The following is a 14,476-nucleotide window of genomic DNA, read 5'->3' as shown; positions in this document are numbered from 1 at the left end:
GAAAGGAGGAGTGTAATGGATAGAAGAGAGTTAAAGATGGGAGCAAAGGAAGCCATGAGAGTTGCGGCAATCAGCCCATATGGCGTAACTATTATCTATGGTATTATCATGTTCATCATATCTGGTGTTCAAAAGGCTCTCGATGATTGGGGAATGATATTATTTCAGACGGGAGAATATGAAGATCTATCCCAATTATCATCGTATGTACTTATCAGCCTTGGATTTTTTATCATTTATTTTTTGTTTTCCTCAATTCTTGATTTTGGATACCAGCTGCTTTGTCTGAAATTTTCCAACAGGGATTCTTCTATGTCCTATAGTGATCTTTTCATTGGAATTCGGTATCTGTTTAAAGTCCTTGGTTTATATCTAATGATGTTTATTTTTACCGTATTGTGGCTTTTTGTGTTTATTGTACCAGGTATTATTGCAACTTACCGCTACTCCCAGGCTGTATTTATATTGGCAGAGAATCCGGAAAAAGGAATTCTGCAGTGTATCAGGGAGAGTAAGGAAATGATGATCGGTCATAAATTTGAATATTTTGTTCTTGAACTGTCGTTCATTTTGTGGTTCCTGTTGTTATTTGCTACATTTGGCCTGGCATCTATTTATGTTAATCCGTATGTAACAGTAACCAAAGCTAATTATTATAATGCCTTAAAACCCAAAGCAGCTGCAGACTATGAATATACTGCGTTTACATAGAATGATGAGAGGTTCAGTTCTTGCTTTCAGGAATTGAACCTTTCTTTGGTGACAAATTAGTCTGGAAAAAGAATTGAATATAACCATTGATTCTGCTAGAATATGTATGGTAAATATTTGAAATCAGCATTTAGGGAGCTTGAGATGAAAATAACAGAATTAAAATGTAAGTCCTGTAATGGTACATTAAGAATTGATGAAAAAAACCCTCATATAGCAGTCTGCGAGTATTGCAATACAACGTATGCGATAGAATCAGACCACGATGACAATGTTCACTTTTCTCATGAAAAGGACGCAGGATCATTGGGCCAGGCAGAGAGAGTAAACTCAGGAGCTGGAATACTACCCAGGATATTGTTGTTGGTACTTGTATTATTTATAATTAATGTGGTAGTCAGAGGTACCTTTTTCAAATCTGGGGCAAACAAAGGGGAAAGAGAAGTTCAAGCTACTGTTGATAGCAGTCAGACCTCTGTAAAACCCTTATCAGGGCCTCTTGGGATGATGGCAGAGGCTGCACTTGGCCGTCCTGCCCAGGAGCTGACAAAAGAAGAGCTGTCTAAGATTAAATGGCTCAACATTACATACACAATAGACGATCTTCAAATAGGATACAGCCTTGATAATCCTTATGAAGATACAAATGCGCAGCTTACATGGCTTTCATATCCAAAAGGAAGTGGAATATTTGATTATGATCTGGTGCCACGATTTACTGGTCTTAAAAAGCTGGAGATGGGCGGATATGTAAGTGAAGAATCTTTAAAGGGTCTTACTTTGGAAGGAATCAGCTGTAATATGGATTCTCCCTTAAAACTGGCAGAAATATATCCTGATGTATCTAATTTAAAAGAGGTCCAATTTGTATCAGGTCTTTACAATCTGGAAGGGTTGGATCAATTTAAAAATCTTGAAAGTCTTACTATCAATGGTATAAATATAAATGAAATTAAATCGCTGGTCACAGCCAAGTCCATAAAGAGCTTAACGATTACAAACGGAGACAGTATCAACGATTTTTCCGTACTTTCCGTACTTCCTAATCTTGAAACGCTTTCCCTTGAATCAGAAATGATCCGGGATTTAAGCTTTTTATCAGGCATTACAAACTTAAAAAACTTTTCATTAAAAGATGCTAAGATTTTAGATGTTAACGAACTTAGAAATCATTCTGGTCTGACGAATCTGACCATTGCAGATTGCGATGAGATAAAGGATTTGAGCGGAATCGAGGGACTTTCTGGGCTTAAGGAACTTTTTCTGGAAATACCAAGCACTAGTCCGCAGCCAGATATGACACATTTTCCTGGAATCACTAAGCTTAATTTGGTTCGGGCCTCTGATGTAGGCTTTTTAAGTTCTATGACTTCATTGGAAGAACTGAATCTGGATCGTTGTAAGGTGAATAATCCGGATGTTTTTGCCAGCCTTACAAATTTGAAAAAACTGACCTGTGGATGGTTATCCGGTAGTTTTCAAAATTTAAATTTTGTATCAGCCATACCGTCTCTTGAATATCTCAATGTAAGCGGAATGTCGACGTATGAAGATATTTCTAATATATTCCAGGTTCCATCGATACAGGAACTTTATTTAAACGGAGTAGAATGCGAACTTAATTTTGATAAAATTCAGCCCACAGAAACTTTGAAGGTTTTGGAAATGGACGGTGTAAAGTTATATAAGAACGTAAAAGTAGCCGGCGGTAACGGAATCTATTCTGTAGATTATGATAAGGTAGTTCTTGACGAACACAAAGATTTTTTTACGAAATTTCCAGGACTTAAGAAACTGAGTTTGGCAGATAATACTCTTACAGGGATTGAATTTGCTTCTTCTCTTTCGTTGCTGGAAGAACTTAACATCAGTGGAAATTATGTATCTGATTTAAAACCATTACAAAATTTAAATCAATTAAAAAAGGTCGTATGTACAGATAATCCCATTGGGAATGACCGGGTATTAAGTGATAACGTTACCATAGTAAGATAAAAAATGAATACGATCCAAAAGAGTTTAAAGGAGTGCGGAAGATGAAAAGTGTATTAATAGGTATTGCCGGAGGAACCGGTTCAGGAAAGTCAACCTTTACGAATCGGTTAAAGGAGGCATTTTGTGACAACATAGCAGTCCTTTATCATGATAATTATTATAAAAAGCAAGATGGAGTTCCCTTTGAGGAAAGAAAAAAGATGAATTATGATCATCCGGAGGCATTTGAAACAGAGCTTTTACTGAATCAGTTAACCATGCTGCGGGCAGGAGAAGCTGTGGAGTGTCCGGTCTATGATTATTCCATGCATAACCGCTCCGATGAAGTCGTAAGAGTGGAGCCCAAAAAAGTTATTTTAGTAGAAGGAATTTTAGTCTTTGCGGATGAGCGATTAAGAAATATGTTTGATATTAAAATATTTGTAGAGGCAGATGCAGATGAGCGTATTCTACGCCGTGTAATCCGGGATGTCAAAGACCGGGGCAGAGATATCGAAGGAGTTGTAGAGCAGTATCTTACAACGGTAAAGCCCATGCATTATCTTTATGTTGAGCCCACAAAGCCGCTTGCTGACGTGATTATTAACAGCGGGATGAATGAAGTGGCATTTCAGCTTATGCGCACAAACATTGAAAAAATGCTGTCATCTGAATCATAAAAATCCATTGCGTAAGAATGTTTATGAGGGTTAAAAAATTTCCTAAAATTTTCTAGTGTATTTCATTCTGTTTCAGCCATAATAGGAGTGTAGCACAAAACACACCATGTAAAAAAAACAAACGAACACATGGTGAAATAGATGAAAAGGAGGCATTTTATTATGTCAGGAAAATCTAACACTACAAATGTACCAGAGGCAAGAGAAGCAATGGATCGTTTCAAAATGGAAGTAGCTAACGAATTAGGTGTTCCGTTAACAAATGGATACAACGGTAACTTAACTTCCGCACAGAATGGTTCTGTAGGCGGCTATATGGTTAAGAAAATGATCGAATCCTATGAGAGACAGCTTGCAGGTAAATAATCTGTAAAAGAAAAAAGAAAAGTGGAGCCGCAGCCTGGTAAATAAGATTTTATTTACAGGGGCTGCGGCTCCTTTTCTTTGTAAATAATTAAGACAGAGTAACTGATAAATTTAAGAATCTCGGGACAAAATCTTGTTGTATACTTTTAAGTTTCATACTATAATAGTTTGGATAAATAAAGTGAGGAATCGTAATGAGAGTGATTGCAGGAAAAGCCAGAAGGCTTTTATTAAAAACAATAGAAGGTCAGGATACCAGACCTACCACAGACAGAATCAAAGAAACTCTTTTTAATATGATAAATACAGATATGGCTGATTGTTGTTTTCTGGATTTATTTTCTGGAAGCGGTGCCATTGGAATTGAAGCATTAAGCCGCGGAGCAAGATTTGCAGTTATGATAGAGCAAAACCCAAAAGCAGCGGAGTGTATCCGGGAAAATTTGAAAACAACTAAACTGGAAGACGATGCAATTGTCATGAACTGTGATGTTTTAACAGGCATCTCCAGAATGGAAGGAAAGGGATATGTTTTTGACTACGTTTTCATGGATCCCCCTTATAACATGGAATGGGAAAAAAGGGTTTTGGAAGCACTAGTAAATTCAGCGATGATAGATGAGCATACCGTCATTATTACAGAGGCATCTTTGGAGACTTCGTTTGATTATCTGGAAGACATGGGATATCAGATGGTAAAGGATAAAACTTATAAAACCAACAAGCATATTTTTATAGAGAAAAAGTAATAGGGGAAAAGAGAAGCTTATGAGAAAAGCAGTGTATCCGGGAAGCTTTGATCCGGTAACCTTTGGACATCTGGACATCATAGAACGTTCAGCCAGAATGTCCGATCATTTAATTATAGGAGTTTTAAATAATAATTCAAAAACGCCGTTGTTTTCTGTAGAAGAACGTGTTAATATGTTAAAGAGTCTAACCAGGGATTTAAAGAACGTGGAAGTAACAGCGTTTGGAGGACTTTTAGTTGATTTTGTACGAGCCAATCAGGCGGATGCGGTTGTCCGCGGGCTTCGCGCTGTAACAGATTTTGAATATGAATTGCAGATTGCACAGACCAACCGTGTCATAGCACCGGAAGTGGATACTGTGTTTTTGACGACGAATCTTAAATATTCTTACTTGAGTTCCAGCATTGTGAAGGAGATTGCCGCTTTTGGCGGAGAGATAAACGCGTTTGTGCCGGAAGAAGTAGCGAAACGTGTAATGAAGAAAATGGAAGATAGAATGAAATAAAAGTAAGGAGTGTTCGAATTTATGATGAGTAGAATTGAGCAGTTAATTGGTGAAATTGAAGAATATATTGATAGCTGCAAGTATCAGCCCCTGTCTAACAGTAAGATCGTGGTGAACCGGGACGAGCTGGAGGAGCTTTTAGTGGAACTTCGTCTTCGTATTCCGGATGAGATCAAGCAGTATCAAAAAATCATCAGCAACCGGGATGCAATTATGAACGAAGCACGCCAGCAGGCGGATTCCATATTGGCCCAGGCCAATGCTCAGACCAATGAACTGGTCAATGAACACGAAATTATGCAGAAAGCCTACGCCCAGGCCAATGAAATAATTGAACAGGCCAGCCTGCAGGGACAGCAGATCGTAGAGAAGGCAGTGGCAGATGCAAACGGAATCAGACAGAGCTCTGTCCAGTATACCGATGATATGCTTAAAAGCCTGCAGACGATTATCAGCCACTCCATGGAAGGTGCACAAGGCCGTTTTGATGCCTTTATGACATCCATGCAGTCAAGCTATGATATCGTTTCCTCAAACCGTCAGGAACTGACCGGAGCTGTTATGGGAACGGAACAAGTGCCGGAACCCGGGACAGCAGAATAAACAGGATAATGGTTAGGAGGCTGTGAAAAGCCTTCCATGCTACATAGTGCCGGATGGATAATCCGGCATTTTTTATGACACTCTTTGTCTGAAAGATACCGGAAAATCCCCCGAAAGCAGAAGCGGCTGCAATCCATAATCCGCATAAGGCGCCGGGAAATGCTTCTGAAATGGCTTTGATTCCCGTGGTGATTTCCACAAGGCCAAGCATCACTGCCTTGTACTTTGGTGCATCCATGGGAAACTTTGTTATGTAAAGAGCTAAAATGGAAAACAGCATGATGTAGCCGCCTATTTTTACCATGACCTCGCAGGAATCCATCAGACTGTCATCAAAAGAACGCTGGGCCTTTTTGCTTACAGGCTGGGAGCGTTCTGGTTCTGTCACCTGGTAAAGTGCCTTTGCAGCCAGTGAGACCGGGAATATGGGAAGGTAAATGGAAAGAAGTAGTAGTGAAACCGGAACCTGGGCGGGCAGAGCGGAAGCGGCATAGCCAAGTAAAAACATGGGGCTTGGGTGATTGCAGATGGCAAGAAGGTATTTCCCTTCCTTATTTGAAATACGGCCGCTGTCCATAAAGTCGCTGCAGGTCCTTGCTCCCATGGGATAACCGCACAGGAGTCCGGATACCAGGGCATAGCTTCCGGCATCAGACAGGCAGAAAAACCGGTGCAAAAGTTTTTTTACCGGAAATATCAGGATATGAATTGCATTTAAGGTCACAATTACATTAGAACAGATCATAAAAGGCAAAAGTGTGGGTACCACCACTGAGCCCCACAAAATAAGCCCATTTTTTGCTCCTTCGTAAGCAATGGCCGGCCGGAATAAGAGAAAAAGCAGGGCCGCTACGGAAAGCAGACGGAAAAAGGATTTTTTCATGTGCACCTGAATAAATTGTTTTATATATTTATATGAGGGGGCGTGACCGATATGATGGTGATTCTTTTTTTGATTCTGATCCTGTCCGTATTCCATGTGACCATGATCGATTATTTATATAACAATCCAACCTTTTATCAGCTAAATGCATATACTTGGGAAAGCGAGGATTTCAGGAGCTTAAAGCTTGGAAATATGGTTGCTGACTGGGATACCATTGATTACGATGTGCTGACCTCTCTTATGGTAGAGCATCAGTATGACCTGACAAAGGTGAAGGACAAGGACAACCATGGAAACCAGCTGCGGAAAATAAAGCCTCAGGAGTACCGAAAGCTTAAAAATGCTTATGTCACTTTGCTGGGGGATCTTAAGTTTTTTCCGGTACCACTGAATACAAAAGGGGATGCTCCTGAAATAACCTTTGAAAATGGTTGGATGCAGCCAAGGACCTATGGCGGTGACAGAGGACACGAAGGGTGTGACATTATGGGAAATAAGAAGCCCAGGGGTTACTATCCGGTGGTAAGTATGAGTGATGGCGTGGTGGAAAAGGTAGGCTGGCTCAATAAGGGCGGCTGGCGGATTGGAATCCGGGCGCCAGGAGGGGCGTATATATATTATGCCCATCTGTATGGATACAGCAAAGAATGGAAAGCAGGGGATCCTGTGAAGGCGGGAGAACTGTTAGGATTTATGGGAGACACAGGATATAGTGAGATTGAGGGGACGACAGGGAATTTTGATGTTCATCTTCATGTGGGAATTTATTTAAAAACAGACCATAATGAGGAGATGAGCGTCAATCCATACTGGGCTCTTAAATATCTGGAAAAATACCGGTTGAAATATTCCTATTAGTATATTAAGATTGCTTACATAGACAGGAAACAGGAGCAAAACGCGTGAAAGAAATGAAAATTTCAAAAGATTTTTTAAACAGAATGAAAGACTTACTTGGAGAAGAAGAATTCGAGGCTTACGTAAGAAGTTTTGAAGAGGAAAGGCTGTATGGCCTGAGGGTTAATACTCTTAAAATTTCTCCAGAGGAGTTTATAAATATAACGGATTTAAGCCTAAAACCAGTTCCATGGATCAGGAATGGTTTTTACTACAATGGGGACGAACGTCCGGCTAAGGATCCCTATTATTATGCTGGCCTCTATTATTTGCAGGAGCCAAGTGCCATGACTCCGGCGGACCTTCTTCCTGTGGCACCGGGGGATAGGGTTCTTGATCTTTGTGCAGCCCCTGGAGGAAAAAGCACCGAGCTTGGAGCCAGGCTGCAAGGAAAAGGGATGCTGGTATCCAATGATATCAGTAACTCAAGAGCAAAAGCACTTCTTAAGAACTTAGAGCTTTGGGGCATTGAAAACATCTGTGTTACCAGTGAGGAGCCAGGAAAGCTAAAAGATACCTTTGGACCATTTTTCAATAAGATTTTAATTGATGCACCATGTTCTGGCGAAGGGATGTTCCGAAAGGATGCGGACATGGTCAAAAGCTATGAGGAGCATGGACCGGAGTATTATGCTGTCATTCAAAAAGAAATCGTAGCTCAGGCTGTGGACATGCTGGTTCCCGGCGGGCTGATGCTTTACTCCACCTGTACCTTTTCCCCATGTGAGGATGAGGATATTATCCGTTGGATGTTAGAAGAATATGAGGAAATGGAACTTTTGCCTCTTCCCCTGTTTGAGGGAGCATCGGATGGAATCGGTCTTTCCGGCTGCCTTAGACTTTTTCCGCACAAGGTAAAGGGAGAAGGTCATTTTATGGCATTGTTAAGAAAAAAACAAAGTCATGAAAGAGAAGATATTATTAGTAAAGAGACAGAGAAGGAAAAACCGCTTCCCGAGGAATTGAAAGAATTTCTTTCCCTGATTTCAAGACAATTTGACACCAGAAGAATCTATATGAAAGAAGACTGTGTCTATTATTTGCCGGAGTGTTTCCCGAAACAGGGGAAAAAGCTTCGTTATCTGCGAACTGGCTTACTGCTAGGAGAATTGAAAAAAGGAAGATTTGAGCCAGCTCAGCCTCTGGCTATGGCTTTAAAGCAGGGGGAATTTAAACAGACAATCTCCTGGAACAAATCGGATGAAAGGGTAATCCGCTATTTAAAGGGAGAGACTATTTTCTTAACGGAAGAGGAAGGGCAAAAAAAAGGCTGGTGTCTCATTTGTGTGGATGGGCATCCATTAGGTTTTGCCAAGGGGAGCGGAAACACACTGAAAAACAAATACTATCCTGGATGGCGGTGGCAGTAATGAAAGAAATCAGATTAGATAAATATTTAGGTGAAATGGGAATCGGAACCAGGAGCCAGATTAAGGAAATGGCAAAAAAAGGCAGGATCACGGTAGACGGCACCCCGGAGAAAAAGACAGAACGAAAAATAGACCCGGAGCTGACTAAGGTGGCGGTAGACGGTCATAGAATTGCCTATGCGGCCTTTGAATACTATATGCTGAATAAACCGCAGGGAGTTGTTTCTGCAACGGAGGATAAGCGATATGAGACCGTGATCGGTCTTATCGGAGACCGAATGAGGGATGACTTATTTCCTGTGGGAAGACTTGATATAGATACCGAAGGACTCCTTCTGATTACTAACGACGGAGATCTGGCCCACCAGCTTCTTTCTCCAAAAAAACATGTGGACAAGGTTTACTATGCTAAGATAGAGGGAGTGCTGCCTTCTGATGCGGCAAAGCAGATGGAGGAAGGAATTCTGCTTTCCGATGGAACGCCTACTCTTCCGGCCAGGCTTGAGATTTTGAAAGAAGGAGAGATATCTGAAATACTCCTTACTATACGAGAAGGAAAATTCCATCAGGTAAAACGTATGTTTGAAACATTTGGCACTCCTGTGGTATACTTAAAAAGGCTATCCATGGGAAGCCTTACACTGGATGAAACATTGAAACCAGGAGATTACCGTCCTCTGACCAATGAGGAATTAGAAGAACTGAAGCGTCATGGAAAGGAAAAGAGAACAGACCATGTTAAATGAGAAAAAAGCTGTGATTTTTGATCTGGATGGAACCCTGGTGGATTCCATGTGGATGTGGAAGTCTATTGATATAGATTTTTTAGGAGACAGAGGGATTGAATGCCCAGACGATCTCCAAAAGGATATAGAAGGTATGAGTTTTTCAGAAACTGCCTTTTACTTTAAGGAGAGGTTTAAGCTGGAAGAGTCTCTCGATGAGATCAAGGGTATCTGGGTAGGAATGTCCATTGAAAAGTATAGAAATGAAGTGCCCTTAAAGCCCGGTGCAGATAAACTGCTAAAATATATAGCAGAAAATGGGCTAAAAGCGGGTATCGCTACCAGCAATGGCCGGCAAATGGTAGAGGCAGTGCTTGAATCCCTTCATATCGGGCAATATTTTCAGGTAGTGGCGACCTCCTGTGAGGTGGCGGCTGGAAAGCCTGCTCCGGATATTTACTTAAAAGTGGCCAGTGAGCTTTCTGTAGACCCTGCTCACTGTCTCGTCTTTGAAGACGTCCCTGCGGGCATTCTTGCAGGAAAGAGAGCCGGCATGACAGTTTGTGCAGTAGACGATGATTTTTCCAAGGATATGGAAGAAGAAAAGAGAAGACTGGCAGATTATTTTATACATGACTATCATCAGATATTTAATAGAAATGGAGCAAACGAATGATACACGATTATCTTCCTATCAGCAGGACTGATATGAATATCAGAGGCTGGAAACAATGCGATTTTGTTTACGTCGTCGGAGATGCCTATGTAGACCACCCTTCTTTTGGACATGCCATTATCAGCCGTCTTTTGGAGGCCCATGGATATAAAGTTGGAATTATCGCACAGCCAGACTGGAAGGATAAAAAGAGCATTCAGGTCCTCGGGGAGCCAAGACTTGGATTTTTAGTTTCCGGCGGAAATATGGACTCTATGGTAAATCATTACTCTGTTTCAAAGAAACGGAGACAGCAGGATGCCTATACCCCTGGCGGAGTCATGGGGAAGCGGCCGGATTATGCAACCACAGTTTACTGCAATTTAATCCGTTCCGTCTATAAGAATACTCCTGTTATCATCGGAGGCATTGAAGCCAGCTTGCGTCGGTTTGCTCATTATGATTACTGGTCTGACCGGTTAAAACACTCCATTTTAATTGATTCCCAGGCAGATTTGATTTCCTATGGAATGGGCGAAAAATCAATTGTAGAGATTGCAGATGCCTTAAACAGCGGAATTGATATTAAAGATATTACATTTATTGAAGGAACGGTTTATAAGGCAAGCAGCCTGGAATCCGTTTATGATTATAAATTACTCCCATCCTATGACAGCATGAAGGCTGATAAGCTGGAATATGCAAAAAGCTATTATGTTCAGTATTCCAATACCGATCCATTTCTCGGAAAACGCCTGGTAGAGCCGTATAAGGATAATTTATTTGTGGTTCAGAATCCTCCGTCAAAGCCATTGTCTGAGGAAGAGATGGATTTCACGTATGACCTTCCCTATATGCGCAACTACCATCCCTCCTACGAGGAACAGGGAGGAATTCCGGCAGTCAGGGAGGTAAAATTCAGCCTTATTAATAATAGGGGCTGCTTTGGAGCCTGCAGTTTCTGTGCTCTTACCTTTCATCAGGGAAGGATCATTCAGGCAAGAAGCCATAATTCCCTCATTGATGAGGCAAAAAAACTGACAGAGGAACCGGATTTTAAAGGTTATATTCACGATGTTGGCGGCCCTACCGCAGATTTCAGGTATCCAGCCTGCGAAAAGCAGACCACAAAGGGAGCCTGTTCCAACCGTCAGTGCCTGTTTCCGGAACCTTGTAAGAATTTAAGAGCAGACCACTCAGATTATATCGAGCTTTTAAGGAAACTAAGGAATCTGCCTAAGGTGAAAAAGGTATTTATCCGTTCAGGGATCCGATTTGATTATGTTCTGGCAGATCCGGGCAAAAAGTTCTTAAAGGAGCTTTGTGAGCACCATGTCAGCGGTCAGTTAAAGGTCGCACCGGAGCACGTAGCAGATAAAGTGCTTTCCAAGATGGGCAAGCCCCAAAATCAGGTATACCGTCAGTTCGTAAAAGAGTATAACGAGATGAATGTGAGAATAGGCAAGAAACAGTTTCTGGTTCCCTATCTCATGTCTTCTCATCCAGGCTCTGGTCTTCATGAGGCCATAGAGCTGGCAGAATATTTAAGAGATCTGGGATATATGCCGGAGCAGGTGCAGGACTTTTATCCAACTCCTTCCACCATTTCTACGTGTATGTATTATACCGGGCATGATCCCCGTACCATGGAAAAGGTCTACGTGCCGACCAATCCTCACGAAAAAGCCATGCAGAGAGCTCTCATACAGTACCGCAACCCTAAGAACTACGACCTGGTGGTAGAAGCGTTAAAGCAGGCAGGAAGAACCGATCTCATCGGTTTTGATAAAAAATGCCTCATTCGCCCTAAAACAGGTGGTCCTAAAAGTAATATGGATGGGAAAAACGGGAAATATAATGGTAATATGAGAAAAGCGGAAGCTTCGTCCCAGGAAGGACAAAAGAACCGCAAGAAAAAGACCATACGTAACGTTCATAAAAAAGCTGTCAAATAATAGGAATAGAAGTTCAGGAAAAGAAGGGATTAATATGAAGATTGCAATTGTAACCGGTGCATCTTCCGGTATGGGTAAAGAATTTGTCATGCAGATTGCCGATCGTTTTAACGGAATCGGTGAAATATGGGCCATTGCCAGAAGGCAGGAGCTCATGGAGGAATTATCTCCCCTGGTGCCTGTAAAGCTCCGGACCTTTTCGATAGATCTAACAGATGAAAGCTCCTTAAGAGAACTTCAGGAAATTCTTGAACGAGAGAAACCAGAGGTAAAAATGCTCATCAACGCAGCCGGTTACGGTAAAATCGGTACCGTGGGCAGCGTGAGTCTTTCCGACGAGATGGGAATGGTTGATTTAAACTGCAGAGGACTTATTGCTGTTACTCATATGGTGATTCCATATCTTTCATCCAACAGCCGGATCATACAATTTTCTTCTTCTGCTTCCTTTTTACCCCAGCCAGGCTTTGCTATTTATGCTGCTACAAAATCATTTGTTTTAAGCTACAGCCGGGCATTGAATGAAGAATTAAATCATAGGGGTATATTCGTTACGGCAGTATGCCCTGGGCCTGTAAGAACAGAATTTTTTGATATTGCTGAAACAACAGGGCGTATTCCTGCTTACAAAAAGGTAGTCATGGCCGATCCTAAAAAAGTGGTTCGCCAGGCACTTCGGGAAAGTATGATGGGCCGTCCTGTTTCCGTTTACGGAGGAACGATGAAGACTCTCCGTCTGGCTGCAAAGGTAATGCCTCACAGCTTTATATTACGCCTTTTTCGAGCAATTGGTGTAATGAAGGTAAAAAATGAAAGACTCTAATGAGGATTACAGAAAGGATATCACATGCAGTCTTTGATTGTATCGAGTAATGAAGCAGGCCAGCGTCTTGACAAGCTACTGACCAAATATCTAAATCTGGCCGGAAAAGGATTTCTTTATAAGATGATGAGAAAAAAGAACATCACATTAAACGGCAAAAAATGTGACGGTTCGGAAAAATTATTATCAGGAGATGAAATCAAGCTGTTTCTGTCGGAAGAGACTATCTTAAAATTTTCCGAAGTAAAAATACCGGATGTTAAAAAAGTCAAATTAGATATTATTTACGAAGATGATAATATTGCGCTGGTAAATAAGCCTGCAGGGATGCTTTCCCAAAAAGCAAAGGACACAGATGAGTCTCTGGTGGAATACTTCATTGATTATTTATTATCCAGTGACCAGTTATCTACAGAACAGTTAAAAAGCTTCCGCCCTTCCATCTGCAACCGCCTTGACCGGAATACAAGCGGTCTTGTGGTAGGAGGAAAATCTCTTGCCGGGCTTCAAATTATGTCAGAAGTCTTTAAGGACAGAAGCATACACAAGTTTTATCAATGTGTGGTGAAGGGAGAGGTATCCGGACGTCAGACTATTAATGGCTTCTTAATTAAGGATGAAAAGACCAATCAGGTAACCATTCATAAAACATCAATACCTGGAAGTCTGCCGATAACCACAGAATATGAGCCGGTGCAGTATTTCGGAGGATATACTCTTTTAAAGGTCACCTTGATTACAGGGCGAACCCATCAAATCAGGGCTCATCTGTCTTCCATTGGACACCCCATTGTGGGGGATTATAAATATGGGGACAGCCGGGTCAATGAAGAGGCAAAAAAGCTTTACCATATTAGTTCCCAGATGCTCCATTCTTATCAGGTGATATTTCCTGAACTAAGAGAGCCTTTGGAGTATTTATCAGGTAAATCATATAAAGCCTCTCTTCCCAAAACATTTTCAAAGATATGCAGGGACTGGAGATAGGAGGGAGATATGGGAACCTGGAAAACTAGGGGGTTAAGGGGATCTACCCTGGAAGAACTGATTAACAGAAGCAATGAAGGATATCGGGAAAAGGGACTTGCATTGATTCAGAAAATACCGACTCCAATCACACCAATCTCCATCGATAAGGAAAGCCGGCATATTACACTGGCGTATTTTGACCAGAAAAGTACGGTGGATTATATTGGTGCGGTACAGGGAATTCCTATCTGTTTTGATGCAAAAGAGTGCGGAGCTAATACCTTTCCCTTACAGAATATCCATCCTCACCAGGTCGCTTTTATGGAAGCCTTTGAGCAACAGGGAGGAATTGCCTTTATTATCTTATCCTACACCCAGAAAAACGAGATTTATTATCTTCCATTTGCCCGGTTAAAAGAATACTGGAAGAGAATGGAGGAAGGCGGCAGAAAAAGCTTCACCTACGAAGAGGTGGATAAGGCATGGAAGATTGGAAGCTGCCGTGATATTCTTGTCCACTATTTGGAGATGATTCAAAAAGATTTGACAGGAAGAGATTGACAAGTCAGGATTTGTAACCTATAATAAACAGCACATCATTGAAT

The 14,476-nt window shown here is 41.4% G+C and carries 16 protein-coding genes; 15 read left to right on the top strand and 1 reads right to left on the bottom strand.

The window, feature by feature from the left end:
* Positions 1-15 precede the first annotated feature (15 nt).
* The 7 genes from OW255_RS11280 (at position 16) to OW255_RS11250 (ending at position 5,591) form a co-directional block, all read left to right on the top strand.
* Positions 16-711, top strand: a complete 696-nt coding sequence (locus OW255_RS11280; RefSeq protein WP_268114154.1) for a DUF975 family protein — start codon at positions 16-18, stop codon at positions 709-711.
* 144 nt (positions 712-855) lie between these two features.
* Positions 856-2,706: a leucine-rich repeat domain-containing protein gene (locus tag OW255_RS11275; protein ID WP_268114153.1), complete on the top strand. Its 1,851-nt coding sequence runs from the start codon at positions 856-858 to the stop codon at positions 2,704-2,706.
* 41 nt (positions 2,707-2,747) lie between these two features.
* Positions 2,748-3,365: a uridine kinase gene (gene udk, locus OW255_RS11270; RefSeq protein WP_268114152.1), complete on the top strand. Its 618-nt coding sequence runs from the start codon at positions 2,748-2,750 to the stop codon at positions 3,363-3,365.
* Positions 3,366-3,527: 162 nt separating this feature from the next.
* A complete protein-coding gene (locus tag OW255_RS11265; RefSeq protein ID WP_024835829.1) occupies positions 3,528-3,731 on the top strand; it encodes an alpha/beta-type small acid-soluble spore protein in 204 nt (67 codons plus the stop codon).
* A 194-nt stretch (positions 3,732-3,925) separates the two neighbouring features.
* Positions 3,926-4,480, top strand: a complete 555-nt coding sequence (gene rsmD, locus OW255_RS11260) for a 16S rRNA (guanine(966)-N(2))-methyltransferase RsmD (protein ID WP_268114151.1) — start codon at positions 3,926-3,928, stop codon at positions 4,478-4,480.
* 19 nt (positions 4,481-4,499) lie between these two features.
* The gene (gene coaD, locus OW255_RS11255) at positions 4,500-4,988 is read left to right on the top strand and encodes a pantetheine-phosphate adenylyltransferase (protein WP_268114150.1); all 489 of its coding nucleotides are present in this window, start codon (positions 4,500-4,502) and stop codon (positions 4,986-4,988) included.
* Positions 4,989-5,009: 21 nt separating this feature from the next.
* Entirely contained in the window at positions 5,010-5,591 is a 582-nt protein-coding gene (locus OW255_RS11250) for a vacuolar family H+-ATPase subunit H (protein WP_051629703.1), read from the top strand.
* Here OW255_RS11250 and OW255_RS11245 read toward each other — a convergent pair.
* Positions 5,548-6,474, bottom strand: a complete 927-nt coding sequence (locus OW255_RS11245) for a nucleoside recognition protein (RefSeq protein ID WP_268114149.1) — start codon at positions 6,472-6,474, stop codon at positions 5,548-5,550. The two genes, OW255_RS11250 and OW255_RS11245, sit on opposite strands and share 44 nt — an antisense overlap.
* Positions 6,475-6,525: 51 nt before the next feature.
* On the opposite strand from OW255_RS11245, the gene OW255_RS11240 reads away from it, so the two are divergent.
* The 8 genes from OW255_RS11240 to OW255_RS11205 are packed head-to-tail and all read left to right on the top strand — an operon-like array spanning position 6,526 to position 14,432.
* Positions 6,526-7,335, top strand: coding sequence for a M23 family metallopeptidase (locus OW255_RS11240; protein WP_035317596.1), 810 nt, complete (start codon positions 6,526-6,528; stop codon positions 7,333-7,335).
* A gap of 53 nt (positions 7,336-7,388) precedes the next feature.
* Positions 7,389-8,744: an RsmF rRNA methyltransferase first C-terminal domain-containing protein gene (locus OW255_RS11235; protein ID WP_268116601.1), complete on the top strand. Its 1,356-nt coding sequence runs from the start codon at positions 7,389-7,391 to the stop codon at positions 8,742-8,744.
* Positions 8,744-9,490, top strand: a complete 747-nt coding sequence (locus tag OW255_RS11230; protein ID WP_268114148.1) for a pseudouridine synthase — start codon at positions 8,744-8,746, stop codon at positions 9,488-9,490. The genes OW255_RS11235 and OW255_RS11230 overlap by 1 nt, the downstream gene beginning before the upstream one ends.
* Entirely contained in the window at positions 9,480-10,145 is a 666-nt protein-coding gene (locus tag OW255_RS11225; protein ID WP_268116600.1) for an HAD family hydrolase, read from the top strand. Before OW255_RS11230 ends, OW255_RS11225 begins: the two co-directional genes overlap by 11 nt.
* A complete protein-coding gene (locus OW255_RS11220; RefSeq protein WP_268114147.1) occupies positions 10,142-12,079 on the top strand; it encodes a YgiQ family radical SAM protein in 1,938 nt (645 codons plus the stop codon). Before OW255_RS11225 ends, OW255_RS11220 begins: the two co-directional genes overlap by 4 nt.
* A gap of 34 nt (positions 12,080-12,113) precedes the next feature.
* Positions 12,114-12,902: an SDR family NAD(P)-dependent oxidoreductase gene (locus tag OW255_RS11215; protein WP_268114146.1), complete on the top strand. Its 789-nt coding sequence runs from the start codon at positions 12,114-12,116 to the stop codon at positions 12,900-12,902.
* Positions 12,903-12,926: 24 nt separating this feature from the next.
* On the top strand, positions 12,927-13,889 hold the full coding sequence (locus OW255_RS11210; RefSeq protein ID WP_024835840.1) for an RluA family pseudouridine synthase: 963 nt from the start codon (positions 12,927-12,929) through the stop codon (positions 13,887-13,889).
* Between the two features lie 9 nt (positions 13,890-13,898).
* Entirely contained in the window at positions 13,899-14,432 is a 534-nt protein-coding gene (locus tag OW255_RS11205; RefSeq protein WP_024835841.1) for a Holliday junction resolvase RecU, read from the top strand.
* Positions 14,433-14,476 lie beyond the last annotated feature (44 nt).

The organism is Lacrimispora xylanolytica, from assembly GCF_026723765.1.
In the GTDB taxonomy this organism is placed as follows: Bacteria; Bacillota; Clostridia; order Lachnospirales; family Lachnospiraceae; genus Lacrimispora; species Lacrimispora xylanolytica.
This window is presented reverse-complemented; position numbering and strand designations above follow the sequence as displayed.

Bases quoted from the DNA above. Each gene is read 5' to 3' on its own strand.
- OW255_RS11280 (WP_268114154.1), top strand. From the start codon at position 16: ATGGATAGAAGAGAGTTAAAGATGGGAGCAAAGGAAGCCATGAGAGTT.
- OW255_RS11275 (WP_268114153.1), top strand. From the start codon at position 856: ATGAAAATAACAGAATTAAAATGTAAGTCCTGTAATGGTACATTAAGA.
- udk (WP_268114152.1), top strand. From the start codon at position 2,748: ATGAAAAGTGTATTAATAGGTATTGCCGGAGGAACCGGTTCAGGAAAG.
- OW255_RS11265 (WP_024835829.1), top strand. From the start codon at position 3,528: ATGTCAGGAAAATCTAACACTACAAATGTACCAGAGGCAAGAGAAGCA.
- rsmD (WP_268114151.1), top strand. From the start codon at position 3,926: ATGAGAGTGATTGCAGGAAAAGCCAGAAGGCTTTTATTAAAAACAATA.
- coaD (WP_268114150.1), top strand. From the start codon at position 4,500: ATGAGAAAAGCAGTGTATCCGGGAAGCTTTGATCCGGTAACCTTTGGA.
- OW255_RS11250 (WP_051629703.1), top strand. From the start codon at position 5,010: ATGATGAGTAGAATTGAGCAGTTAATTGGTGAAATTGAAGAATATATT.
- OW255_RS11245 (WP_268114149.1), bottom strand. From the start codon at position 6,474: ATGAAAAAATCCTTTTTCCGTCTGCTTTCCGTAGCGGCCCTGCTTTTT.
- OW255_RS11240 (WP_035317596.1), top strand. From the start codon at position 6,526: ATGATGGTGATTCTTTTTTTGATTCTGATCCTGTCCGTATTCCATGTG.
- OW255_RS11235 (WP_268116601.1), top strand. From the start codon at position 7,389: ATGAAAATTTCAAAAGATTTTTTAAACAGAATGAAAGACTTACTTGGA.
- OW255_RS11230 (WP_268114148.1), top strand. From the start codon at position 8,744: ATGAAAGAAATCAGATTAGATAAATATTTAGGTGAAATGGGAATCGGA.
- OW255_RS11225 (WP_268116600.1), top strand. From the start codon at position 9,480: ATGTTAAATGAGAAAAAAGCTGTGATTTTTGATCTGGATGGAACCCTG.
- OW255_RS11220 (WP_268114147.1), top strand. From the start codon at position 10,142: ATGATACACGATTATCTTCCTATCAGCAGGACTGATATGAATATCAGA.
- OW255_RS11215 (WP_268114146.1), top strand. From the start codon at position 12,114: ATGAAGATTGCAATTGTAACCGGTGCATCTTCCGGTATGGGTAAAGAA.
- OW255_RS11210 (WP_024835840.1), top strand. From the start codon at position 12,927: ATGCAGTCTTTGATTGTATCGAGTAATGAAGCAGGCCAGCGTCTTGAC.
- OW255_RS11205 (WP_024835841.1), top strand. From the start codon at position 13,899: ATGGGAACCTGGAAAACTAGGGGGTTAAGGGGATCTACCCTGGAAGAA.